The organism is Altibacter lentus (genome assembly GCF_000746845.1).
Taxonomy (GTDB): Bacteria; Bacteroidota; Bacteroidia; order Flavobacteriales; family Flavobacteriaceae; genus Altibacter; species Altibacter lentus.
In genome coordinates this window covers 2,171,661-2,197,776 of sequence record NZ_KN050846.1, presented here as the reverse complement: position 1 = coordinate 2,197,776, position 26,116 = coordinate 2,171,661, and the positions used below count along the sequence as shown (strand labels likewise).

Annotated in this window: 19 protein-coding genes; 6 read left to right on the top strand and 13 right to left on the bottom strand. The window is 43.2% G+C overall.

The annotated features are described in order from the left end of the window. Window positions 1-38: 38 nt before the first annotated feature. The 3 genes from JS40_RS10120 to JS40_RS10110 all read right to left on the bottom strand — a co-directional run bounded on the left by JS40_RS10120 (window position 39) and on the right by JS40_RS10110 (window position 4,770). Window positions 39-2,198 carry a T9SS type A sorting domain-containing protein gene (locus tag JS40_RS10120; RefSeq protein ID WP_051957553.1) on the bottom strand — a complete coding sequence of 720 codons (2,160 nt, stop codon included), beginning with the start codon at window positions 2,196-2,198 and terminating at the stop codon, window positions 39-41. An 88-nt stretch (window positions 2,199-2,286) separates the two neighbouring features. After that, the gene (locus JS40_RS10115) at window positions 2,287-3,822 is read right to left on the bottom strand and encodes a glycine--tRNA ligase (protein ID WP_034260251.1); all 1,536 of its coding nucleotides are present in this window, start codon (window positions 3,820-3,822) and stop codon (window positions 2,287-2,289) included. 66 nt (window positions 3,823-3,888) lie between these two features. Continuing rightward, window positions 3,889-4,770, bottom strand: coding sequence for a hypothetical protein (locus tag JS40_RS10110; protein ID WP_034260250.1), 882 nt, complete (start codon window positions 4,768-4,770; stop codon window positions 3,889-3,891). A gap of 88 nt (window positions 4,771-4,858) precedes the next feature. On the opposite strand from JS40_RS10110, the gene JS40_RS10105 reads away from it, so the two are divergent. Together JS40_RS10105 and JS40_RS10100 are read left to right on the top strand one after the other, a co-directional pair. Beyond that, window positions 4,859-5,521, top strand: coding sequence for a ComF family protein (locus JS40_RS10105; RefSeq protein WP_034260249.1), 663 nt, complete (start codon window positions 4,859-4,861; stop codon window positions 5,519-5,521). A 36-nt stretch (window positions 5,522-5,557) separates the two neighbouring features. Next, window positions 5,558-7,162, top strand: coding sequence for an Ig-like domain-containing protein (locus JS40_RS10100; protein ID WP_051957552.1), 1,605 nt, complete (start codon window positions 5,558-5,560; stop codon window positions 7,160-7,162). Here JS40_RS10100 and JS40_RS10095 read toward each other — a convergent pair. The 4 genes from JS40_RS10095 to JS40_RS10080 form a co-directional block, all read right to left on the bottom strand. Then, on the bottom strand, window positions 7,149-7,934 hold the full coding sequence (locus JS40_RS10095; protein ID WP_034260248.1) for an amidohydrolase: 786 nt from the start codon (window positions 7,932-7,934) through the stop codon (window positions 7,149-7,151). The two genes, JS40_RS10100 and JS40_RS10095, sit on opposite strands and share 14 nt — an antisense overlap. Then, window positions 7,927-8,400 carry an ankyrin repeat domain-containing protein gene (locus JS40_RS10090; RefSeq protein WP_034260247.1) on the bottom strand — a complete coding sequence of 158 codons (474 nt, stop codon included), beginning with the start codon at window positions 8,398-8,400 and terminating at the stop codon, window positions 7,927-7,929. Before JS40_RS10090 ends, JS40_RS10095 begins: the two co-directional genes overlap by 8 nt. Window positions 8,401-8,500: 100 nt before the next feature. Beyond that, a complete protein-coding gene (katG, locus tag JS40_RS10085; RefSeq protein ID WP_034260246.1) occupies window positions 8,501-10,753 on the bottom strand; it encodes a catalase/peroxidase HPI in 2,253 nt (750 codons plus the stop codon). A 139-nt stretch (window positions 10,754-10,892) separates the two neighbouring features. Further along, window positions 10,893-12,032, bottom strand: a complete 1,140-nt coding sequence (locus tag JS40_RS10080) for a methionine aminotransferase (protein WP_034260245.1) — start codon at window positions 12,030-12,032, stop codon at window positions 10,893-10,895. 106 nt (window positions 12,033-12,138) lie between these two features. On the opposite strand from JS40_RS10080, the gene JS40_RS10075 reads away from it, so the two are divergent. Further along, a complete protein-coding gene (locus tag JS40_RS10075) occupies window positions 12,139-14,391 on the top strand; it encodes a tetratricopeptide repeat-containing hybrid sensor histidine kinase/response regulator (protein WP_051957551.1) in 2,253 nt (750 codons plus the stop codon). A gap of 2 nt (window positions 14,392-14,393) precedes the next feature. Here the strand turns inward: JS40_RS10075 and JS40_RS10070 are convergent, their stop codons facing one another. The 4 genes from JS40_RS10070 to JS40_RS10055 all read right to left on the bottom strand — a co-directional run bounded on the left by JS40_RS10070 (window position 14,394) and on the right by JS40_RS10055 (window position 20,769). After that, the gene (locus JS40_RS10070) at window positions 14,394-15,140 is read right to left on the bottom strand and encodes a succinate dehydrogenase/fumarate reductase iron-sulfur subunit (protein ID WP_034260244.1); all 747 of its coding nucleotides are present in this window, start codon (window positions 15,138-15,140) and stop codon (window positions 14,394-14,396) included. Window positions 15,141-15,145: 5 nt separating this feature from the next. Beyond that, window positions 15,146-17,149, bottom strand: a complete 2,004-nt coding sequence (locus JS40_RS10065; RefSeq protein ID WP_034260243.1) for a fumarate reductase/succinate dehydrogenase flavoprotein subunit — start codon at window positions 17,147-17,149, stop codon at window positions 15,146-15,148. Window positions 17,150-17,159: 10 nt separating this feature from the next. Further along, a complete protein-coding gene (locus JS40_RS10060; protein ID WP_394332685.1) occupies window positions 17,160-17,825 on the bottom strand; it encodes a succinate dehydrogenase cytochrome b subunit in 666 nt (221 codons plus the stop codon). A 100-nt stretch (window positions 17,826-17,925) separates the two neighbouring features. Beyond that, window positions 17,926-20,769: a VPS10 domain-containing protein gene (locus JS40_RS10055; protein ID WP_034260241.1), complete on the bottom strand. Its 2,844-nt coding sequence runs from the start codon at window positions 20,767-20,769 to the stop codon at window positions 17,926-17,928. 354 nt (window positions 20,770-21,123) lie between these two features. On the opposite strand from JS40_RS10055, the gene JS40_RS10050 reads away from it, so the two are divergent. Next, the gene (locus JS40_RS10050; RefSeq protein WP_034260240.1) at window positions 21,124-22,416 is read left to right on the top strand and encodes an aminopeptidase P family protein; all 1,293 of its coding nucleotides are present in this window, start codon (window positions 21,124-21,126) and stop codon (window positions 22,414-22,416) included. 16 nt (window positions 22,417-22,432) lie between these two features. On the opposite strand, the gene brnQ is transcribed toward JS40_RS10050, so the two are convergent. After that, the gene (gene brnQ, locus JS40_RS10045; protein WP_034260239.1) at window positions 22,433-23,713 is read right to left on the bottom strand and encodes a branched-chain amino acid transport system II carrier protein; all 1,281 of its coding nucleotides are present in this window, start codon (window positions 23,711-23,713) and stop codon (window positions 22,433-22,435) included. Between the two features lie 31 nt (window positions 23,714-23,744). Between brnQ and JS40_RS10040 the strand changes: the two genes are divergently transcribed. Together JS40_RS10040 and JS40_RS10035 are read left to right on the top strand one after the other, a co-directional pair. Next, the gene (locus tag JS40_RS10040) at window positions 23,745-24,527 is read left to right on the top strand and encodes an alpha/beta fold hydrolase (protein WP_034260238.1); all 783 of its coding nucleotides are present in this window, start codon (window positions 23,745-23,747) and stop codon (window positions 24,525-24,527) included. Window positions 24,528-24,580: 53 nt separating this feature from the next. Then, on the top strand, window positions 24,581-24,829 hold the full coding sequence (locus tag JS40_RS10035; protein WP_034260237.1) for a hypothetical protein: 249 nt from the start codon (window positions 24,581-24,583) through the stop codon (window positions 24,827-24,829). A 205-nt stretch (window positions 24,830-25,034) separates the two neighbouring features. Here JS40_RS10035 and thiL read toward each other — a convergent pair whose 3' ends face one another. Continuing rightward, on the bottom strand, window positions 25,035-26,090 hold the full coding sequence (thiL, locus tag JS40_RS10025; RefSeq protein WP_034260235.1) for a thiamine-phosphate kinase: 1,056 nt from the start codon (window positions 26,088-26,090) through the stop codon (window positions 25,035-25,037). Window positions 26,091-26,116 lie beyond the last annotated feature (26 nt).

Below are 26,116 nucleotides of genomic sequence, written 5' to 3'. Positions count from 1 at the left end.
CTCTTTTTAAAACTAAAACTAATGTTGTAACGGAAGGACTACTTCACGATAATCTTTGCAGATTTTTCGAAAGATCCGCTTCCCATTTTTACAAGATACACACCGCTTGCAACATATGACATGTCAAGAGAGTACGTAAACTTGTTTCCTTGATTTACTAAATTATTAAATGCCAGGATCTTTCCGTTAATATCATACACGCTAATAGGTAATACATCGCGGTAAGATGTATTCAACAAGATCTCAAATCTCTTATTATCGGTAGAAGAAATGATCATTTCAGCATTTGCAATTTCAAGATCGGAAACAGATAACACCTCTTCATTACGAACATTCTCTGCATAGTAATCATTATCGGTAAAATTATCTCCTGCCAAATTTGTGTTGGTCTCTATTCGGTACAGTTGATTTGCACCAGAAAGATCTGCTTGCACTGTGAAGGTGTAGGTGTCTGTCGCACCGGCAGCAATAGAACCGGTATAGGTTTCACTTACCAAAGCTCCTCCATCCACACTATAGGTTACAGGAATACTTGTTTGTGTTGCGGTTCCGTAATTTTTAATTGTAACGGTAATATCTTCCGCATTGGTCAATGCCCCACTATCCGGAGTAATATTAACAATTGCAACATCGTTAGCCGGCAAGGTATTTTCTAAATTGAAAGCCCCTACGATATCTCTTCGGTTTGAATTGAAATATTCATCAATAAACCAAAAATCTCTTGCATTGGAAGGATCTACTGTTAAGTGAGTATAATCTGCATAACGAAGATTATTGTTGTTTCCGGATCCCTGACCAATTAAACCTTCGGCAAAGGTCATTGTTCCTAATGCATCTCCTTGTAAACGGCCCGTGTAACGAACTGAAACACTTTGAGCAGTACTTACCGAGCTATATCCTAATCCGATATTTCCGTAAATATCCATTGCCATACTTCCTGCAAAGGCATGTCTTCCGGCCGTTGGAGTTATATAAGTACCTTCTTGATGGATTGTCCAAGGCATCCCAGAGGCTGTTTGGCGCAATTCATACCATCTAATCCCAGCTAATTCTCCTGCCGTAGGATCTGTATCTACTACAAAATTAAATACAACAGAGTTATAACCATCAAACTGACGGAATTGGGCTTGATTCATAATTGTAGCCTGCAACGCATCGATATCGGGTCCGGATGGCTGACTTAAATTTGAAAAAGATCCGCCGTCAAAAACACTTATAAAATCTGCTGTTGTCAATTCCTGAGCAGCCGAAATAGTTGAATTCCCCGGGGTATCCCAATCAACATTTATCGTCCAGATCTTCAAGTGATCATCACCTACACCAGACCATGCGTCGTCTTGTAAATAAACTACATTGAAGTTTCCGGGTTCGGGATGTGACCCACCCGTGTGGTGAAAGCCTTGCGGACTAAAGAATCCACTTGTTACAATCCCTCCTAATTGAAAGCTTTGAAATTGTGCAGGATTTCCTTCCAGCATTTCCTCGCGCTCCACTGCAAAGACTCTGCGTGTTCCAATATTGGCAGTTACATAATAACCGTCAGGCCAAACAGAAAATTTTGTATAATCCGGAAAACTCCCGGTCCCAAAACCTGTAGTATATACATACCAACCATCATTAACCGGATCCGGACCTTGAGATACGGCTACGTTAAAACCATTTGGAGAGGCGTCAAATTCTGTAATAAGAAAACGATCGGCCATTTCATCGTAGATTACAATAGGATCCCCGATTGCATTCCCGGGAAAGATAGTAGCTAATGATGCCTCCGGAGTTAATGGATTCCCGGCTTTATCAAAAATTCTGAATGCCGTATTCCATGCAGCCACGTAGTGATTTGGCCCTACTGCTCCTGTAGGGTCAGATGGAGTTGCTTGTGAGATATCTGCCTCGAAAACGAGGAAAGGCGCTCGTGTATCACGGGTTCCGTGTGTGGTCTGTACAACAGGGTCCGGACCCATAGATCCTTTTCCTGGCACTACACTATTACCGTATTGTCTTTTAGGACGACCCTCTTTAGGTGTGTTGTCTGCAGCAATGAAGGTTCCATCGCTCATTTGCTTGGCGATGCTAGGAACAAGAATAGGGTCTGCTAAAAACCCTGTGTCGGTTGCTCCCGAATTCCCCGTGTCTTGAGCAGTCACGGATAATGTACATGCCGCCATTAGCAGTACAAAAAAATAGTTTTTTAGTTTCATTAGAATGATTTTTTTGAATTTATAAACGTTAAAAAGTTCATAAAAATAGTCATTCCGTCGCTTTTAAAAAAGAGAAAACTTCTCTATTTTATTGTAGCCAAGCCTTATATGAAATACTATTGTGAATTTTTTCTGAAATTTCTGAAATAGCAACGCGCTCTTGCTCCATGGAATCTCTGTGCCGAATAGTGACGGTCTGGTCTTCTTTAGTTTGATGATCTACTGTAATACAAAAGGGTGTTCCGGCTGCGTCTTGCCTTCTGTAACGGCGACCAACAGCATCCTTTTCATCGTATACAACATTGTAGTCCCATTGTAAAGAATCGATAATGGACTGTGCAATTTCAGGCAGGCCGTCCTTTTTCACTAGCGGTAATACTGCCGCTTTCACCGGAGCTAGGATAGAAGGTATCTTAAGAACCGTACGAGTGCTTCCGTCTTCTAAGGTTTCATCTTGCAGTGAAGTACTTAGCACCGCTAAGAACATACGGTCCAAGCCTATAGAAGTCTCTACTACATACGGCGTATAATTCTTATTGAGTTCGGGGTCAAAGAACTGCAATTTCTTTCCGCTGTATTCTTCGTGCGCTTTCAAATCGAAATCGGTTCTGGAATGAATTCCCTCTAGTTCCTTGAAACCAAATGGAAAATTAAACTCAATATCAGATGCTGCATTAGCATAGTGCGCCAATTTCTCATGGTCGTGAAAGCGATAGTTTTCGGCTCCTAAACCTAACGACAGGTGCCATTTCAATCTGGTTTCTTTCCAGTATTCGTACCATTTCATTTCCTCTCCGGGACGCACAAAGAACTGCATCTCCATTTGTTCAAATTCACGCATCCTGAAAATAAACTGTCTTGCTACGATCTCATTTCTAAAGGCCTTTCCTGTTTGGGCAATTCCAAATGGAATCTTCATCCTTCCCGATTTCTGAACATTCAGGAAATTCACAAAAATCCCCTGTGCTGTTTCTGGTCTTAAATATAGATCTGTAGCACTCTCTGCAGAAGCTCCCAATTTTGTTCCAAACATGAGATTGAACTGTCGCACTTCGGTCCAGTTCTTACTTCCTGTGTCGGGATCGGCTATTCCCAATTCTTCTATAAGCGCCTTGACATCGGCGAGGTTTTCAGAATCCAAAGAGCGCGCCATGCGCTCCAGGATCTCACGTTGCTCGGTCTTGTACCGTATAACCCTTTCATTGGTTGCGACGAACTGTGCTTCATCAAAGTTGTCTCCAAATCGCTTTCGGGCCTTTTCAATTTCCTTCTCAGCTTTCTGATTCAACTTTTCGGCATAATCTTCGATCAAAACATCGGCACGATATCTCTTTTTAGAATCCTTGTTATCTATAAGCGGATCGTTGAACGCATCAACGTGACCGGAAGCCTTCCAAGTAGTGGGATGCATCAAGATCGCAGCATCGATCCCAACGATGTTTTGGTGCAGGTATACCATACTTCGCCACCAATATTCGCGAATGTTCTTCTTTAGTTCGACACCATTTTGGGCATAATCGTATACCGCGCTCAAGCCGTCATAAATCTCGCTGGATGCAAATATGAATCCGTATTCCTTTGCGTGGGAGATTACTTTTTTAAATTGATCTTCGTTGTTTGCCATAGCGCAAAAATAAAAAAACCGCTACGATAACATCGTAGCGGCTTCTCTTTTTTAAATCAATTTTTTTTACTTGAGTTCCATAGTGGTCGTTGCCACTTGTTTTGGACCATCGAAAACGTTGATCACATAGCGCCCTTCAATGAGATCTGCCTCGGTTGCGTCCACCAAGACACACACATCAAGTTCTTCATTCTCATAGAACACTTTGGTGCTCTCACTATAGTTTAACATTCCGTTCTCAAATTCCAAGGTTGCCTTTTTACCCAATAAATTGTTACGTGGATTGATCACTTGAACATATAAGGTACGGTCGCCTCTTTCGGCAATAGGATTGGGTGTTAGGGTGAAGCAAGCACGTACTTTGTCGGCACGACTCGATCTTCTCGTATCCACCACCTTACCGCTACTTCTCACGATCACAGCCTCTCCACGAAGGTCTACAGCGTTTACCACAGAACCTTTTTTAATGGTTTCTGCCATAGCTACGTTCTTTTCATTTACAGAATCTACCACCTTAATAGTATTGCTTAGTACTACATTGGTGCTGTCACGTTCCAGCGCTAGCATCTGGTTGGCCGCAATCAAACTGTCGGCTCTCTTAAATAACATCTTGCGTTCTTCCTTAAGTCTCCCTACTTCAGCTTTATACCTTTCGATCAAGCCAACATTGGCCTCCATTCCTTTAACAGAGTCAAGTAAGACCTCGATTCTGGCACGTGCCGCTAACAGGTCTTTGTCCTTAAGTTCATTGTCTTGGATGATCTCATCGTAATTGGCGATAAGCTCTTCCAGTTCGGTTTCAATTTCTACCTTTTGTTTCTCTAGCCCGGTTACCGTATTTTTACTATCGTTGTAAAGGGTAACAGTGTACACAGCTAAAGCGATTAATAATGCAGAAAGCACACCAATTAAAACTTTAAATTTAGTGCTATTGGTTTCTGTGGTCATAATGTATGGTTTATAATAGATTTAGTGGGTAAAAGTACTACGAGAATCAACACCGAAACGTTTACGAAATGGTAAAATATATTAAATTATGTTAAATCTCTTGTTTCCAAAGGTTTGTGCGGCCTGCAAAAACACGCTATTACGTGCCGAAAAAATCCTTTGTGTACAGTGTTTACACAGCTTACCGCTGGCTTGTCACCATCGCAATGCCGACCCGACAATGAAGAACGTATTCTACGGACGTATTCCATTGGAGCAAGCCACCGCTCTACTGAAATTTGAGAAAAGAGGGCGTACCCAGGAAATCCTACACCAATTGAAGTATAGGGGACAACAGGAAATAAGTTCCTTTTTTGGTATGTGGCTGGGAGCAGAGCTCGGGGAGCTCGATGCATACCGATCTGTCGATATGGTCATACCCGTTCCTTTACACAAACAAAAATTACGAAAAAGAGGTTATAATCAAGTGGCTGGTTTTGGAAAAGCGATCGCAACTTCTCTACAGGTGCCTTATCGGGATGATATTCTACTAAAGATATCTAAAACTAACTCGCAGGTTTTTAAACAACGCTTCACACGCTTTAGCGGTGAAGCGCTATTTACCGTTAAAAATACCGAAGCGCTTACCAATAAACACATTTTATTGGTTGATGATATTGTGACAACAGGTGCGACTTTAGAAAGTTGTGGTGAACAATTGTTAAAAGGTTCGGGGGTGAAACTTAGCTTGGCGACCATTGCTATCGCATAAAAATACCTATTTTTGTCTTGCTATAATTCCATTCGTGTGAAACACCGCCTGCTCTACATTCCCATCCTTATTCTATTTCTACTGTCTTTTGTACAGTGTGCCAAAAAGGGAACTCCTTCGGGGGGTGCCAAGGATACGATCCCTCCTGTACTTTTAAGGGCCGTTCCCGAAAATTTTACTACGAATTTTTCAGAAAAGGAGATCAGGATCTATTTTGATGAATATATTAAACTGAAGGACCTTCAGAAAAACCTCATCATCTCTCCTCCTTTAAAATACCAACCCATCATTTCTCCTCTAAGTACGTCAAAGTACATTAAGATAACGCTTACCGATACACTTCTTGAAAACACTACGTATTCCATCAATTTTGGCAAAAGCATTGTAGACAACAACGAAGAAAATTCCTTCGATTATTACAAATATGTGTTCTCTACAGGTGCTTATATCGATAGTTTAACTGTTTCAGGAAAAGTGGAAGATGTTTTATTAGGAAAGGCCGAAACACCTACCACCGTATTGATGTATGAAGCAAACGAGGCATTTAAGGATTCGCTGATCTTTTCAGAAAAACCCATGTATATAACAACGACGCGGGACAGCACGAATACTTTTGAACTTACCAACGTTAAAGAGGGAAATTACATCCTCCTGGCCCTTAAAGACAGTAACAACGACTATATTTTTCAGCCTAAAACGGATAAGATTGGCTTCGCAGACAATGTGATCTCTGTTCCTAAAGATACATCGTATACACTTCGTTTGTTCAAAGAGATCCCTGCCTATCGTTTGGAGCACCCAAAGCACGAATCTAAACAGCACATTATTTTTGGTTTTGAAGGGGTCATTGACAGTCTTACGATCGACCTGCTTTCTACAGTTCCTTCCGATTTTAAGAGCACAATGTATAAAGACCCGAAGTCCGACACACTCCATTATTGGTTCAAACCTGCGGTAGCCGGCGATTCTCTGGTATTCCTTGCAAAGAACAGAACGGTAGTCGACACGATGACTTTACGACTCAAAAATCTCTATAAGGATTCTCTCACTGTCAATGCTTTGAACACCGGAACGCAGGTTCCGCAAGATAGCTTGCTGTTGCAGGCAAACACCCCACTAACTGCTTTGAAATTGGAAGAAATTTCTGTTTTTAATAGCGATTCTATATCGATCCCGGTTACAGGACGATTAAACAAAAGGAACAATCAACTAGCCCTTTTCTTCCCTAAGACCGAAGAACAAACCTATACTATAAGTGTTCTGCCCGGTGCGATCACTGATTTCTACGATAAAGAAAATGATAGCCTGTCGTATATAGTACGTACAAAAGCAGCATCAGATTATGGAACCCTACGGCTTACGGTGCAGAATGTCCCGCCGCAGCCTATTATTGTTCAACTTGTGAACAATAAATTTCAAGTAGTACGTGAATGGCCGCTGGGTGAGGACCACACGGTATATTTTGACTATATCCCGCCGGCTGTTTACTATATAAGGCTCATCTATGATGAAAATGCTAATGGGAAATGGGATGCCGGAAGTTTTTTGGATCGTCGCCAACCCGAAAAGGTCGTCTACTATCCATCTCCTTTGGAAATTCTTGTGAACTGGAGCTTGAACGAAACTTTTACGTTAGAGTAAAGTGATCTCTGTCTTGTAAAAACTGAAGGTGTTCCCGGTGCTTCTGCACATGTTCCTTTTCTAGGATTACCGTTGCAACGAACGCTTTCTCCGGCTCCGTTTCCAGCATGGACGCACCCAACACATCGTAGACCCCGCTATGCCCGGTATAGGCGTGTCCGTTTCCGTCTTCTCCAACACGGTTCACTCCTATACAATACGCCATGTTCTCAATAGCACGTGCCTTTAACAAAGCATCCCACGCAGCAATTCGTTTGGCCGGCCAATTTGCCACGAAAAGGAGAACATCGTAATCTTCTGTATTACGTGCCCAAACCGGAAAGCGCAGATCGTAACAGATTAAAGGACAAATCCTGAAACCTTTATAGTCTACGATAAGACGTTTGCCGCCTGCTGTATACGTTCTATGCTCGTTGGCAAGCGTAAAGGTGTGTTTTTTATCGTAGGTTTCATAATCCCCATTGGGAAGCACGAAGAAAAGCCTATTAAAATAATTTCCGTTTTCTGAAACGATCACGCTCCCGGTAACGGCAGCTCCTGTATTTTTGGCCTGCTGCTGCATCCATTCCAGCGTTTCCCCATTATTAGGTTCCGCCAAAGTTTTCGCTTTCATAGAGAATCCGGTAGTAAACATCTCGGGCAGCACGATAAGGTCTGTCGCTTCTGAAAGTGCCTCTATCGTTTCTGAAAACATGCTGCGATTAGCCCTCGCATCTTCCCAATGAAGACTTGTTTGTATCAATGTTACTGAAAGTGTTTCCTTTTTATTCATACGGCTGAAGAAGTGTAATTATTTCTTGATGCTGTTGCATCTTTGCGTGAGTTAATGCCGAATTCCCGCGATCATCGGTGATGGACGGGTCGGCTCCATGATGCAACAGCAGTTTTACGAGATCGGTTTTGGCAAAGGTAACTGCAAAGATAAGCGGTGTAGCCCCATTGGAGTTAACTGCATTAACATTAGCTCCGTGTGCAATGAGCTTTTGAGCCAACGGAACAAATCCTTTGAAGCATACGCCCATAAGCGCCGTGTTTCCCGAAGCATCGCGTGCATCGACATTTTGAGCATGCTTCAGCAGTAATTCTGTAACTGCTTCAGCATTGTAATACGTCGCCAGTAATAGCGGTGTGGATCCCCTTGCATCCTTTTCAGAAATCAATTGCGGCATCATGGTAAGGAGCTCTTCTACTTTCGTGGTGTTTCCTTCGCGTATGGCATTAAAAAATTCATCTTTCATATACCTTAAAAATAAGCAAAGAAAGCAACATGCATCGCTGTTGCTTTCAGAAAAAATATAAAATGCAAGCTCTTCACACTAGATGTTTACTGCTTTCCGGTTATTTAAGATCAAAGCGGTCGAGATCCATGACTTTCGCCCAAGCCGCTACAAAATCGTGCACAAACTTTTTGTTTGCATCGTCACAAGCATATAGTTCGGCCAACGCACGAAGTTCTGCGTTCGATCCAAAAATTAGGTCAACGCGTGTTCCTGTCCATTTTTTCTCTCCTGTAGTTCGGTCGCGCCCTTCAAACAGGTTTTGATCATCAGAAACGGCCTTCCAAGTGATTCCCATATCCAAAAGATTCACAAAGAATGCATTGTTCAAGGTGTCTGTTTCCTTGGTAAATACCCCGTGAGACGAGCCATTGGAATTTGTGTTGAGAACACGCATTCCCCCGACTAATACCGTCATTTCGGGAGCGGTCAATGTTAAAAGCTGCGATCTGTCCACCAAGAGCTTCTCGGCAGCCACCCCGTAACTATCTTTTAAATAGTTTCTGAAACCATCGGCACGCGGTTCCAGTGCGTCGAAGGATTGGGCATCGGTTTGCTCTTCCAGTGCATCTGCGCGCCCCGGAGTAAAGGGAACGGACATGTCGAAACCGCCGTTCTTAGCTGCTTTTTCTATGGCTGCACACCCTCCCAGTACAATGAGGTCTGCCATAGAAACGCCTTTGTTATCTGTCGCACTAGAATTAAATTCTTCTTTTATCTTCTGAAGCGTTTGTAGTACTTTCGACAGCTGTTTTGGGTTGTTGACCTCCCAGCCGTTTTGGGGTGCGAAACGTATACGGGCACCATTCGCTCCTCCGCGCTTGTCCGAGCCTCTAAAAGTAGAGGCAGAAGCCCATGCGGTCGAGACTAGTTCGGTAATGGAAAGACCGGATGACAAAAGTTGATCCTTTAATTTGGAAATATCTCCCTGAGTGATAGTTTCGTAAGAAGGTTTTGGAATGGGGTCCTGCCAGATCAATTCTTCCTTCGGAACTTCGGGCCCTAAATATCGATCGATAGGTCCCATATCACGGTGTGTTAACTTATACCAGGCACGAGCGTAGGCATCTGCAAACTCATCGGGGTTTTCATAAAAATGTCTTGAGATCTTCTCGTACGTAGGGTCCATACGGAGCGAAAGATCTGTTGTTAACATGAACGGCGCATGCTTCTTTTGCGGATCGTGAGCATCCGGAACGGTGCCGGCTCCTGCATTATCCTTCGGTTTCCATTGATGTGCTCCTGCCGGACTCTTAGTCAATTCCCATTCATACTCAAACAGGTTTTCAAAATATTTGTGGCTCCATTTGGTAGGCGTATCTGTCCAAGCGCCTTCGATCCCACTGGTAATAGTGTCGGCTCCTTTTCCTGTTCCGAAGGAATTGTTCCAACCCATACCCATGTTCTCGATACCTGCAGCAGCTGGTTCGGCTGCTACGTATTTTTCGGGATCTGCGGCTCCGTGGGTTTTTCCGAAGGTATGCCCTCCAGCAATAAGTGCTACGGTTTCATAGTCGTCCATCGCCATACGTCCAAAAGTTTCCCGAATATAATGTGCTGCTTCCACAGGATCCGGATTTGCGTTATGCCCCTCGGGATTTACGTAGATCAATCCCATGTGTGCCGCCCCTAACGGACTTTCTAATGTTTCCCCGGCATATCGGGATTCATTTCCTAACCATTCGGTTTCCGAACCCCAATAGACATCTTCTTCAGGTTCCCAAACATCTTCTCGTCCTCCGGCAAACCCGAACATTTCAAGACCCATGGATTCGTGCGCACAATTTCCTGCCAGAATGAGCAAATCGGCCCACGAGAGTTTTTTTCCGTATTTCTTTTTGATCGGCCATAATAACAAACGTGCTTTGTCCAAATTGGCGTTGTCCGGCCAACTATTGAGCGGTGCAAATCGTTGCTGTCCTGACCCACCCCCACCACGACCGTCGTGAATACGATACGTTCCGGCACTGTGCCACGCCATACGTATAAAGAACGGGCCGTAATGACCGTAGTCTGCAGGCCACCAGTCCTGACTGTTGGTCATTAGTTTGTAGAGATCTTCCTTCACCGCCTTTAGGTCAAGGGATTTAAATTCCTTGGCATAATCGAAGTCCTCCTCCATAGGGTCTGACTTTGGAGAGTTTTGACGCAGGATATTCAAGTTCAGGAGGTTAGGCCACCAGTCTCTGTTACTAGTCCCGCCACCGGCTGTTTGATTCAAGTCACCACTTAAAAATGGGCATTTTGCTGTTGATTCGTTTACATCCCAAGCCTCTCCCTGAGGGTTTCCGTTGTTATTTCTTTTAGTATCCATAGCTTACACTTATAATTTTTGAAATCGATAGCTATAAAGTTACCAATTCCTAATTGTAATGCCTAATACTTACATTGGATGTTTTAATTTTAGAATTGAATTTACTTATAGTGTGGTTATCATTATCATACAAAAGTCCCTAGATCGCACTCAAGATCCCGGCTGCTTCTTTTAGGGTATCATCGGTTTTTGCAAAGCATACCCGTATTTGGCGGAAGTCTGTTTGGTTTTCGTTAAAAGCTGAGGTAGGAATGGTCGCGATCTTGTGTTCTTTTGTAAGTCTTTCGGCAAAAGCGCGATCCCCTTCTGAAGAAATTTCAGAAAAATCCAATAATTGAAAATAAGTACCTGTTGACGGAATAAACTTAAAGCGGGAATCCTGTATCAACGATAAAAAAAGGTCGCGTTTTTTTTGATAAAAGGAAGAAAGTTCTAAGTAGTGTTTTGGCTCTTGAAGGTATGTGGCAAGTGCTTTTTGAATAGGATGATTTACACAGAACACATTGAACTGATGGATCTTTTGAAATGCTTTCATAAGCGGCTGCGGTGCTGCACAATATCCCATTTTCCATCCGGTATTGTGAAAGGTCTTGCCAAACGAAGCTGTGATAAACGTACGTTGTGAAAGGGCTTCAAATCGAGCAGCGCTTTGGTGTTGATGCCCGTCGAAAATAATGTGTTCGTATACCTCATCGCTAATAACCCAAATATTATGTTTTACGGCCAGTTCTTGAAGTTGGAGCATATCATTTTCAGAAAAAACCATTCCGCTGGGGTTGTGCGGTGAGTTAATAATGATCAATTTGGTCTTACTTGATATTTTGTTTCGTACCTCTTCCCAATTGGGGGTGTAGGAAGGCGCCTTGAGTTGAACCGAAACAGGTTTACCTCCAAACAAACGTATTACCGGATCATACGAGTCGTAGGCCGGAGTGAACAAGATTGCTTCGTCGCCAGACTGGATCACTGCGGCTATAGCGACAAATAATGCTTGTGTTGCTCCCGCAGTTATTGTGATCTCTGAAGTAGGATCATATAATTTATGATGTAGCGTTTCTGTTTTTTTTGAGATCTCTACACGCAATTGAAGGTCTCCCGGCATTGGAGCATACTGATTGTTTCCTTGATTCATCGCTTGTGACACAAGATCGATAAGTAAAGGATCGCTATCAAAATTGGGAAATCCCTGCGATAAATTGAGTGCTTTATGCTCGGTGGCCATTTTGCTCATCACTGCGAATATGGAGGTTTCAACGGTAGGAAGTTTTTGTGGAATCATACTTTTATAATTAGATAACTTGATAAATTTCAAGTGTTAAAACATACACTTTTTTATTGAAATTCTAGAAAAAGTGTATCTTGCCATCCCCAAATGTACTTAACCAATGAAGAAATATTGTTATTTCTTGTTGCTTTCTGTTGCCCTATTTTCCGCTGGCGGAGTATCTTCTTTATACGGGCAAACGAACGATCCTGATGCCTTAAAGAATAAGAAAGAGCGTTTCAAGATGCTCATGGATTCGTCGAATATTCATTATAACAATGGAGATTACCGTAAAGATCTCGCATTGAATTTCGATCTGCTGGAACTTGCGTTCGAGATCAACGAACCCTATTACATTCACAAAGGATATCGCAATCTGGCCTACGACTATCTTGTACTTGGAGATACGCTCCTGGCGAAGGAAAGTTTTGAAAAAGCTGAAAAACAAGCCCTGTTATCAAAGAATGATACCGTTCGTGCCCTTACCTATATGGACTTGGCGAATATCTATACGATCACCGGAAGTGGCCCTGAAGCAGCTTTCGATTATCATGACAAATCGATCGATCTATTCGAAAAATTAGAGGATTCCGCAGGACTTGCAAAAGCCCATTACAATGTAATTCTCACGGCACTGGAGGTTGACGAACTTACCTTGGCCTATACGCACATTATCAAAGCCCGCAAACTTATTCCATTTGGGGATGCTTCCTATGCCGCAAGTCTGGATAATTTAATGGGGCAATATCATTACTATAAGGAAAACTACGAAATGGCGAATACCTATTTCAAGAAAGCGATCGCTCAGGCCGAAAAGGAGAAACACAGTATCGTCCTTGAAGATGCTTATTATTACTACAGCGAAAGTCTCTTGGAGCAGGGCAATTACAAGGATGCCTTTACTGCACGACAGGAATATGAGGATTATTTGAGCATCAATCAGCAAAAAATAATTTCTTCAAACATCGAAGCTGTATCCACCAACCACATTGTAAAAGAATACCGAACCTATGTTCAACAGGCCGAAGAAAAGGCTGCGCTACAGGCCGAGATCGTAGCGAACAAGAGCACCTTGAACAATGTGTTACTTATCGCATTCTGTTGTTTCCTCGTTTTATTTGTTGTTCTCTTTCTGGCCTTTCGGAACAGAAAACAATTAATTAACGAATTGAAGCTTAAAAATCAAGAATACCTGAAAGCTAAAGAAGAAGCCGAACAGCTGTCTCAAGCCAAGAACAAGTTCTTTTCTACCATTAGTCACGAGCTTCGTACCCCCTTGTACGGTGTTATCGGGCTTACCACCATCCTGTTGGAGGATGCATCTCTTAAAAAACATTTAAAAGATCTGAAGTCTCTAAAATTCTCTGCCGATTATCTTTTGGCATTGATCAACGATGTCCTTCACATCAATAAGATAGAATCGCAGACTTTAGAAAACGAATTTACCGCTTTTAATCTTCGGGATTTAATCAAGAAGATCTCGTCTTCATTTGAATACATGCGAGTTCAGAATAACAATGAGATCCATATTCATATTTCCGAATCGGTTCCGGAAGTTATTTACGGAAACTCGGTGCGATTATCGCAGGTTCTTATGAACTTGATCGCAAACGCCTGCAAGTTCACCGAGAACGGAGATATCTATGTGATCGCCGAAACAACGAAAAATACACCGGATACTGCCGCTATTAAATTTTATATCCGTGATACCGGGATTGGAATTCCTTCCGAAAAGCAGGAACATATATTTGAAGAATTCTCACAGCTCAATACCGATAATTACAAATATCACGGCACCGGATTGGGGCTACCCATCGTGAAAAAATTACTCCAAATGGACCAGGCAGAGATCACTTTAAAAAGTGATGAAGGGAAAGGCTCTCTTTTTGTCTTTACCATAGAATACAAGATTGTTTACGAGGAAGAAGTTCAAAATAAGATTGAAGAGGTCATTGATGTATCGCTTTTAAAAGGGAAACACATACTGGTCGTTGAAGACAATCGAATCAACCAAACCGTAACCAAAAAGATTCTAGAAAAGAACGATATGCACTGTAGTATTGCCGAAAACGGTCAAATAGCCATTGACGCGTTGCAGAATACTCACTACGACCTCATTCTAATGGACATCAATATGCCTATTATGAACGGGATTGATGCGACTAAAGAAATTAGAAAATTCAATACCACGATCCCTATCCTTGCACTTACTGCCGTAGAAGTTGAAGAAATACGACATTCTATCTTTGAATGCGGAATGAACGATATTATTGTAAAGCCCTACGACATTACTCGTTTTATTCAAACGATCTACCGCAACCTTACCGACGTAAATATCTCGGTTTCCGGCACACCAGAATTAAAGGCTATGTAAGTCTATCCTTTTAAACTGGCACTAAGATATTCCCGGTTCATTCGAGCGATATTCTCCAAAGAGATACCTTTTGGACATTCTATTTCACAAGCGCCGGTATTACTGCAGTTTCCAAAACCTTCTTTGTCCATTTGCTCCACCATATTCAAAACACGGGTGGTGGCTTCCACCTTCCCTTGCGGCAAAAGTGCAAACTGACTCACTTTAGCAGCCGCAAACAACATAGCACTTGCATTCTTACACGCAGCCACACAGGCGCCACAACCAATACAGGTAGCAGCCGCAAAAGACTCATCGGCGTCTTCCTTCTCAACCGGTATGGCATTGGCATCTATGGTATTTCCTGAGGTGTTCACCGAGATAAACCCTCCTGCTTGCTGGATCCTATCAAAAGCACTTCGGTCCACAACCAAGTCTTTAATTACCGGAAATGCCGTGGCACGGAATGGCTCAATGACAATGGTATCTCCATCTTTGAACATACGCATGTGCAATTGACAGGTAGTTATAAGGCGGTCCGGACCATGCGGTTCCCCATTAATCTGCAAAGAACAGCTTCCGCAGATCCCTTCTCTGCAATCATGATCGAACACAACGGGTTCCTCCCCTTTTTCAATAAGATCATGATTCAATACGTCCAACATTTCCAAAAAGGACATATCCCCATCGACTCCATCTAAGGAATAGGTTTGCAAGCTTCCTTTTGCGGCGGCGTTTTTTTGACGCCATATTTTAAGTGTCAGTTTCATAATGGTTATTTATAGGAACGCGTTTTTACTTCAATATTTTCGTAGTCCAGATCTTCCTTATGCAAAACAGCATCACTAGGTTCTCCTTTGTACTCCCAGGCTGCCACATACATATAATTCTCATCGTCGCGTAAGGCTTCTCCGTCTTCGGTTTGGTATTCTTCCCTAAAGTGACCGCCGCACGATTCATTGCGGTGCAACGCGTCTTTAGCGAACAATTCTCCTAACTCCAAGAAATCGGCAACACGTCCGGCCTTTTCAAGTTCGGCATTCATTTCGTTCATTTCGCCGGGAACTTTCACATCCTTCCAGAATTCTTCCCTTAATTGTTTTATTTCTGAAATTGCTTCTTGAAGATCTTTGGCATTACGGGACATACCACATTTATCCCACATGATCTTTCCTAAACGCTTATGAAAATAATCAACCGGTTTCGAACCATTATTTTGTATCAACTTTTCAAGTCGTTCCCGAACGTTCTTCTCTGCCGCTTCAAATTCCGGCGATTCGGTAGAAATTGAACCGGTTCTAATGTCTTTAGAAAGATAATCACCTATGGTGTATGGCAATACAAAGTATCCATCTGCAAGTCCTTGCATTAATGCTGAAGCTCCCAATCGGTTGGCTCCATGATCGCTAAAATTGGCTTCTCCGGTCGCATAACAACCTTCAATGGTGGTTTGCAGATTGTAATCCACCCAAATACCGCCCATGGTGTAATGTACCGCCGGATAGATCATCATTGGGGTCTCGTACGGATTTTGATCTACGATCTTTTCATACATCTGGAATAAGTTACCATATTTGTTCTCTATGGCCTTTTTCCCAAGTTCTTGTACTTCGGCATCGGAAGGGTTGTGATTTCCTTGAATGGCAGCTTGTTCTTTTCCATAGCGTTCAATAGCAGAGGCAAAGTCCAAATATACCGCTTCACCTGTCTTATTCACTCCAAATCCGGCATCGCAACGCTCCTTTGCGGCTCTGGAAGCAACATCACGCGGCACGAGGTTTCCGAAGGACGGATACCGTCGTTCCAGATAATAATCGCGTTCTTCAGCAGAGAGATCGGTTGGTTTTTTCTTTCCTTCCCGGATCGCTTTGGCATCTTCTAGTTTTTTGGGCACCCATATACGGCCGTCATTCCGAAGTGATTCGGACATTAAGGTTAATTTAGACTGGTGTTCCCCGGATACCGGAATACAGGTAGGGTGAATTTGTGTAAAACAAGGATTTGCAAAGTAGGCACCTCGTTTGTGGATCTTCCAGTTAGCCGTTACATTGCTCCCCATGGCATTGGTGGAAAGGAAGAATACATTCCCATAGCCGCCGGATGCGATCACCACTGCATGAGCCGAATGACGTTCGATCTCGCCGGTTACCAGGTCCCGTGCAATGATCCCTCTGGCCTTGCCGTTCACAACAACAAGGTCCAACATTTCATGTCTGTTGTAGGGCTTGATCTTCCCTCGGTTTATCTGTCGGTTCATGGCAGAATAAGCTCCCAAGAGCAATTGCTGCCCTGTTTGTCCCTTGGCATAAAATGTTCTGGAAACCAAAACTCCTCCAAAAGAACGGTTGTCGAGCAGTCCGCCATACTCCCGTGCAAAAGGCACTCCTTGAGCGACACATTGATCGATGATGTTTGCCGAAACCTCAGCCAAACGATATACGTTTGCTTCCCTAGAGCGATAGTCGCCTCCTTTTACCGTATCGTAGAAAAGTCGGTAGGTAGAGTCTCCGTCCCCTTGATAGTTCTTAGCAGCATTGATCCCTCCTTGTGCGGCAATGGAATGCGCACGACGCGGCGAATCCTGATAGCAGAATGTCTTTACATTATATCCCAACTCTGCCAAGGTAGCAGCTGCGCTCCCTCCGGCCAGGCCCGTTCCCACAACAATCACATCTATGTTTCGTTTGTTGGCCGGATTCACCAGGTTGATCTTGTTCTTATGATTTGTCCACTTATCGGCTAAGGGTCCTTTAGGTATTTTGGATTCTAATATCGACATAGCATTTTTTTTAGTGGGGTAATTGATTAAAATGATGGTACAGGGCAATAAAAATGAACCCTAAAGGAATGGCTACTGCAAAAACCTGTGTAAAGCCCCGCAGTGCTTTTGAATACTTGTTGTTGAACCCGACACTCTGGAAAGCAGACGAGAACCCGTGCCAAAGGTGAAAGATCAACAATATAAATGCCAACACATAGATTCCTACCCTTACTGGACTTTCAAATTTATGAACTGTTTCGGCATAATACCTGGTGGCGTCTTCGGGATGGGATTCTATATATTTATGGACCATTTCCGGGATCCAGAAATCGTAAAAGTGCAGTCCCAAGAAGGCCAAGATTACCAATCCGGAAATGATCATGTTCCTAGAGGCCCAAGTAGAGTTTGTGTTTCCGTGGAATTTCTTATAAGAGATCGCACGAGCATTACGGTTACGGATCTCAAGAATAAAGCCCATCACAAAATGGAACACGACTCCAAAGATCAAGACCGGTTGTAATATAAATTGCACCAAGATGTTGGTTCCCATAAAATGGGACCAGCTGTTAAATGTGTCAGGCGCGATAACCGATGTAAAATTGATAGTAAAATGCTGGGCTAAAAAAAATACAAGAAACAAACCCGAAAGTGCCATAGCAACTTTTCTGGCGATTGAAGAGGATAGTATTCCCATTATGGTTTTCTTTTCTAGAATTTACATGACAAAAATACGGCTGCTTACCCTTTTAGCCAAACATTCGCATTTCTTTTATTGATGATAGTAGCAACAATTCTTATTTAACTTCCAAATCGGTTTGTGCCGATCTGCCCCCTACTTCCACTACAACCGTGTAACTGCCCTTAGGCAGGTAATAGTTGCCATTTTCGGCTTTACTTACTTTTGTTCCGGCTTTGTCCAATACTTTTATTCCTTTTTCTGAAAGAGTTAGATCGTAGACTTCCACATTGATCCCTTTGGCAGCGGCTCCTGTAAATTCCTGAATCACTTTTCCGGCTTCTGTTTCAATTCTGAAGGAGACTTCACCGGCTTGAGGCGCATAATATTGCAGGGTTACTGATGGTGTATATGGCTCGCTCCAAGGACTGAAGCTTCTTCCCCAGCGTCTGGATGACTGAACCGGTTCAATAGTGCTCAGCAATACTTCAGCACTGTTTTGAGCATTCATGCGTTGAAGGAGCGATATATCTGCAATATAGATAGAGCGTCCGTGTGTCCCCACAACCAGATCCTTTGCCTCCGGCTGAACGACCATATCGTGAACGGCCACATTAGGCAGTCCTTCAGAAAAAGGTGCCCATGTGCCTCCCTTGTCAAAAGAAACGTAGGCTCCGTTGTCGGTTCCTAAATAAAGAACGTTCTCGTTCACAGGATCTTCACGGATCACGTTTACAGGAGACGCAGGCAAATTTGCTGAAATATCCTTCCAGCTATTTCCGTAATTCTCGCTCACATATACGTATGGTCTAAAATCATCCCAACGATATCCGTTCAATGTCACATAGACACGTTCCTTTTTATGGGCCGAAGCAATCACTCTGCTCACCCAAAGATCTTTTGGGAAGCTAGTGGAAACATTCACCCAATTTCCACCGGCGTCTCTGGAAACATATACCATACCGTCATCACTTCCGGTGTATAATAATCCGAATTGGAATGGCGATTCACTAATGGAGGTGAGGGTTCCGTAAGCAACATTCCCCTGCTTTCCACCCTGTGTAAGGTCGCCGGAAATTGCCGCCCAATCATTCCCCTGATTCATACTTCGCATAAGTTTGTTTCCGCCTAAATAGAGTATGTCTTGATTATGCGGACTGAGCAAAATAGGCGTTTGCCAATTGAAGCGATAAGGACTTTCTCCCAGTTCGTGTTTTGGCTGAATATAGGTAGTTTCATTCGTGTCGCGATTGATTCGGTAGTAATTCCCAAACTGAAACCCTGTATAGACGATTGCACTGTTACGGTTATCGATCTGTACCTGCATGCCATCTCCACCCATGATCGACTCGTAGGGATATTGACCACTTTGCTGCCAGTACGGGCTTGCTTCATATTCATGCGAGCCAACCCATACGCCGTTATCCTGTAACCCTCCGTATACATTATACGGTTGTTCGTTGTCCACATTAATGGCATAAAACTGTCCCACGGCAGGCGTATTGTTCTTGATCCAGGTAGCGCCATCATCGTAACTTATATTTATCCCTCCATCATTCCCGTCGATAAGATGGCCAGGCTGCTTCGGATTGATCCACAGCGCGTGATGATCGGCATGTACGTTATCGGCATCGATAGAAGTAAATGTTTTTCCACCGTCCTTCGACTTGAGGATAGGGACTCCATAGATATAGATGCCGTCCTTATTCCCGGGGTCTACATGGATCTTTCCGAAGTAATATCCATAGGAATAATAAATGCCGTCCAAATACCCCTCGTGGGTCTTCTCCCAGGTCGAACCACCATCGGTACTTTTATAGACCTCTGCTCCAATCACCGGAGTATCGAACAACAGCGAATTGGCATCTTCCAGATACTTCGCCAGATCGACCGGTTGGACCGTCCCACCGCGCACCATATTCTTTACATTTTCTGCTCTGTATTTCTCTTGAAATCCGTTCATGCGCAAAAATTGATTGAGCTTATTATTGTCCAGGTTTAAGAACTCAATTGAGGTCATGGTTTTAAAATCGTCTTTGGTCAAAATGTCAGAACTTTCTTCGGAAGCTGTATCATCGTCTCGCCGCGCCTGATTATCGTGAATTGCGTATACCGTGTTGGCATCGTAAATAGCAAGTCCGATACGCCCTACACCGTCCCCGGTGGGAAATCCACTGCCCGCAACCGAGACTTTTGTCCATGTATTTCCGGCATCGGTACTTTTATAGATGCCGCTTCCGGAGCCGCTTCCGGTAAAATTCCAGGCCTTTCGGTCTTTATCCCAAGCCGCAGCATACATTAAATTATAGTTTGAAGGATCTCGAACCACCTCTATGATACCGGATTGGTCATTAACAAACAAGGTTCGGTTCCAGGTCTTCCCGCCATCTACTGTCTTGTATATCCCACGCTCGTTATTTGTTGAGTAGAGGTGTCCCACAGCGCCCACAACAATCTCATTGGCGTTTTCAGGATTGATCAAAATACTGCTAATATGGTGAGAGTCTTTCAATCCCAAATTTTCCCACGTCTTTCCATTGTCAGTCGTTCTTAATAAACCTATTCCTGCGTAGGACGAGCGGGAGGCGTTCACCTCTCCCGTTCCTACATACAGGATATTGTTTTTCCAGTCCATGGAGACACTTCCTACATTTTGTGTGGGGCTATTATCTAAAATTGGTGTGAAACTGGTTCCGTTGTTCTTTGTATGCCAGACACCGCCACTTGCATACCCTACATAAAATTCGATAGGGTTGTCGGGGTTCACGGCGAAATCAACCACCCGTCCACTCATGACCGTTGGGCCAATATTCCTGAATGGAAGATTCTTTACAATGGAATTTTGTGTGGCGCTTTCCTTTTGCTGAAGCGCATTTTCCACTACTGAAGCTGGCGTAGCAGGTTGTTGGGCAAAGGTGTAAACAGAAAGAAAACAGGCAAACAGAAAGGATCGTTTTTTCATCGAATGGAATTTATAAGGCGGAAATTACTGAAATGCCTTTGCTTGGCAAAATTTAGTTTAGAAAAAGACGGTGGTTTAGGGACAATTAGTCTTGCGAACTACTTTTTGCTGTGATCCTTGTATAAAGAAGAAAAAATCTTCTGAGGTATCCTGGGATCCAAAGACATCCATCCCCTAACCCCCTCCTTCAAAGGAAAGGGAACGTAGCCCCTCTTCAGAAGAAGAGGTTTGGGGGGAGATGTAAAAAATCCTTCATTTCTGAGCTCTTTTAGGTACTCGTATAAAATTTTTTGAGGTATTAGCAAGTAGTGGTATTATTTCTTTTAATTTTGAAGAAATTCAGAAGTACAAATAATGAAATACAACCCGATCAACCGTCAATTATTTATCAAGAACCGAAAGAATTTTATGGCACAAATGAAGCCTAAAAGTATAGCGGTGTTTAACAGTAATGACCAATATCCTATTAGTGCCGACAGCACTATGCCATTCCAGCAGCATCGTGACATCTTTTACTTAAGCGGTGTGGATCAGGAAGAAAGTATTTTGCTCCTTTTTCCCGAAGCTGCCGATGAAAAAAATCGTGAAGTATTGTTCCTAAAAGAAACGAACGAGCATATTGCAGTGTGGGAAGGAGAAAAACTCACCAAGGAACGTGCTTTGCAAGTAAGCGGTATAAAAACTGTGTATTGGCTTAAAGAATTCGACAAAATATTCTTTGAATTGATGACACAGGCCGAGACCATCTATTTTAATACTAACGAGCACTACCGGCAGGCTGTCGCCACTGAAACCCGTGAGGACAGGTTCATTAAAACGACAAAAAATAAATTCCCGGCACACAGTTGGGCAAAAAGTAATCCTATCCTGCAACGCCTCCGATCGATAAAGGACTCGATTGAGCTGGAGCTAATGCAGCAAGCATGCGACATAACAGAAAAAGGGTTCCGACGTATACTTTCCTTTGTAAAGCCCGGCGTGTGGGAATATGAGATCGAAGCAGAATATATGCATGAATTCCTTCGAAATCGATCCAAAGGATTTGCGTACACTCCCATTATTGCCAGTGGCAATAATGCCAATGTGCTTCACTATATAGAGAATAACCAGCAATGCAAGGATGGGGACCTCATCTTAATGGATGTAGGTGCCGAATATGCCAATTACAGCAGTGACATGTCCCGTACTATCCCCGTTAGCGGGTCCTTTACCAAACGACAACGTGAAGTCTATAATGCTGTGAATCGCGTAAAGAATGACGCGACCAAGATGCTCGTCCCGGGCACCCTGTGGAAAGAATATCATGTAGAAGTAGGAAAATTAATGACCTCAGAATTGCTGGGTCTTGGCCTGTTGGACAAAGCCGATGTAAAGAATGAAAACCCCGATTGGCCTGCTTACAAAAAATACTTTATGCATGGCACCTCGCATCATATTGGGTTGGATACCCATGATTACGGTATATTATGGGAGCCTATGAAACCAAACATGGTCTTTACCGTGGAACCCGGCATCTACATCCCGGAGGAAGGGTTTGGCATTCGCCTGGAAGACGATGTGGTTATACGGGAAAAGGGAGAACCTTTTAATTTAATGCGAGAAATTCCTATTGAAGCCGAGGAGATCGAAGAGATCATGAACTCCTAGCACCGGAAGTCACTCATTAGGCTTCTTTTTTTCTGATGAGACCGATTAGGCCGTTCGTGAGCAGGAAGGCTATGGTTGCAGGTAACACCCATCCCAAGCTATACGTTGCCAATGGAATCCAGGATTTTAGGGATATTACAATTGCTTCAGAATTGATCGATTGTAAAAAATCGGGTATGCTGAAAAGTAGCGTTGTGATGGTCACTACCCTAAATACCGTTGCACTTGCCCATTTCTTCGGAAGGGCATTCAGTATAATCAAAACAATGGTCACGGGATAAATGAACATTAATGCGGGAACCGCTACATCGATTATATAGGCTACATTAAATTGCCCAATTATCACGCCTAAGACACATCCCAATATACCGGTAATCGTGTAAGCGATTTTTGAACCGCCAACTATTCCCTTCACGAAATCGGCCGTTCCCGTTACAATTCCAACGGCCGTGGTAAAGCAGGCAAGCGCCACCAAAACTGCCAGAAATGCGGTGCCAATAGATCCCAAGGTGTTCGTACTTAGCAAGGTGAGCAATTCGGTCCTGTTTTCTATGAGTACCGTGCCACTGTGTAATGCGCCTAAAGCTATAAGTCCTCCATAAATTAAGAAAAGTCCTATTCCTGCGAGTAATCCTGCCTTGGCGATCATCCCCTTCTTTTCTTCGTAACTATACTTCCCCTGAATGGCAAAAGAGATCACAATTACACCTCCCACGACCACGCCGCCAATAGCATCGAAGGTTTGATAGCCTTCCAAAATTCCTGCCGCAAGTGCATTATCAAAAATTGATGCGCGCACCGGAGCGACGTCAACAAAGATGCCAATGCCAATGATAAGAAGCAAAATAACAATGATAAGCGGTGTAAGAAACTTACCTATAATGCTCAAAATTTTATTTCTGTTCAATACAAACAAAAGTACCAATCCAAAATACAAGGAACTCATGGCTAAAGGCGACATGGAAAAGTATGGTTGTATGGCCATTTCGTAGGTGACCGAGGCAGTTCTTGGAGAAGGCAGGGATACTGAAATAGCATAAATTAAGATTGCATAGACCAACGCAAAAAAGGGGGATACTTTCTTGGCAAAATCCAATAAGGTTCCTTGTAAACGTGCATGACCGTAGATAGCAAGGATAGGGATCACTACAGCAGAGAATGCAAAACCAATGGCAACCCACACCCAAGCCTCGCCCGCATTATAACCTAAAAAAGGTGGAAGGATAAGATTTCCGGCTCCAAAAAACAGAGAGAAAAGTGCAAAAGCAGTAACAAAGGTTTGCTTGCTGTGTTTCATTAGCAGATATTTGTTCGCCGAATATAGAAAAATGAAGCTGAAGTTTCATCATACCTCTCTTTTTTATACAGTAACAGGTCGTGGTCCGGCCATTGTCCTGCTCCACGGTTTCTTGGAAAGTGGCAGCATGTGGCAGCAGCTTGCTCAGATACTTACCAAAGAACACACCGTGATAGTCATCGATCTGCCGGGTCATGGCAAGAGCGGTGTTGTGGACGAGATACACACGATGGAACTCATGGCAGAGGCGGTTCATGACATTGTAAAGCATCTTGGCGTAACCTCTATTTCAATCCTTGGACATTCCATGGGTGGCTATGTTGCATTGGCTTATGCTGAATTGTTCCCTTCGGAAGTGGAAGGCCTCATTTTATTAAACTCCACTCCGGCTGAAGACTCCCCGGAACGAAAGGCAAACAGAGATCGGGCCTTAAAAATGCTGCATGACACACCTAAAGTATTTATTCGAATGGCGATTGCAAATCTTTTTGCTGAAGAGGACCGTTTTCAATATGCCTCGGCGATAGAACAGCTAAAGGAAGAAGCATTGCAGTTTCCGCTGGAAGGAATCACCGCTGTGGTAAAGGGAATGCGCGATCGAAAGGACCGCACCTCCGTACTGAGGCAGTTCGCGGGACCAAAGTACATGATTTGTGGCACGAAAGATCCTATTGTACCGCTGCCCATTTCAGAAATACTAGCGAAACACTGCCATACAGAACTCATAAAAGTTGTAGGAGGTCACTTACTTTTAACTGAAAATTATGACGAAATAATTAAAAAGATGCATTTCATCGATTTTTTAAGCTTTTAAACGATTTTTATAACTTATTTTCATATATTGGTCATAACAAAAAAGCCAATCTGATGAAAAACACTTCCCCAAAAGCGACGATCTCTCTACTCGGCGTGCTCTGTACCACCTTTGGTCACGATTATATAGTGACCCGAAAAGTAACCAACCATATCAACGAATACAAATGCACCAACTGCGGCCGTGAAGTCACGGAAAATCAAAGTGGCAAGCTGGAAGCATTGACACAAAAGATCAAGGAAGTCAATACAAACGTTGCCGAATTCTTTCAGAAGCGAACCAACAGGGTTTCCCTACATTAGTATGAAGCAATTTTCATGTAAATGGAAAGGACATCGTTTTTCTCTCATTAAAAAAGAATCCCATTTATTTCCTGAATACGAGTGCACGATATGTAAGGCGCAATATACCAAAGATGGTTATGGGCGCATGGTTCGACTTACAAGCTTTTGGATTGAGAACCACCAATATTTTGAATCCTTCGTATCGAAACAGAAGGCCTTCTAATTAGTCTTCAGATTGCAGCGCATTCCATCCGCGCGCTACCAAAGGGATTTTTGTTTGCGCACGTGTAATAAGGTGTATGCCTTCCTTTTTATGGGTCATGTGACCAAGTACTGTTAAATGCGGATTTGCCTTTATCTTCGGAAAATCTTCCGTAGCAATTGTAAAAAGTAACTCATAATCCTCTCCTCCGCTTAGCGCTACTGTAGTGCTGTCTAAATGAAATTCTTCGCAAGCACTTATTACTTGGGGGTCCAGTGGTATTTTTTCTTCGTAGAGATTACACCCCACGTCTGACTGTTTACACAGGTGAAGCACTTCCGAAGAAAGTCCGTCACTAATGTCGATCATAGCCGTAGGTTGCACGTCAAGTTCCGCAAGTAATTTTGAGATATCCTTTCGTGCTTCAGGTTTAAGTTGGCGTTCTATTAAATAGGTATACGCGTCGAGATCGGGTTGTGAATTAGGGTTCACTTTAAAGACCTCCTTTTCACGCTCCAATACCTGAAGTCCAAGATACGCCGCTCCCAGATCTCCGGTAACTACTAAAAGATCGTTCTCCTTGGCTCCGCTTCTGTATACAATTCGCTCCTTGGGTGCATGTCCAATAGCTGTGACACTTATAAGAAGTCCTGTAGTCGATGAGGTAGTATCCCCTCCAACCACATCTATATTATAGATCTTTGCCGCCGTAGCGATACCCGCATACAATTCTTCCAATGCCTCTACCGGAAACCTGTTGGAAACGGCGATCGACACAGTGATCTGGGAAGCTTCAGCATTCATGGCGTATACATCAGATAAGTTTACGATAACTGCCTTATATCCCAAATGCTTCAGCGGAACATAACTCAGGTCAAAATGCACACCTTCCACGAGCAGATCGGTAGTGACGACCCATTGATCGTTCTTTTGCGAGGCTATTACAGCCGCATCATCGCCTATACCTTTCACCGTGGTTTTTTGAGAAATAGAAAACTGTTTGGTAAGATGGTCAATAAGACCAAACTCTCCTAATTGAGAAATATGGGTTTTACTTGGGTCTTTACTTTCGAGCATATAGCTTGTATTATGTAGGGACAAAA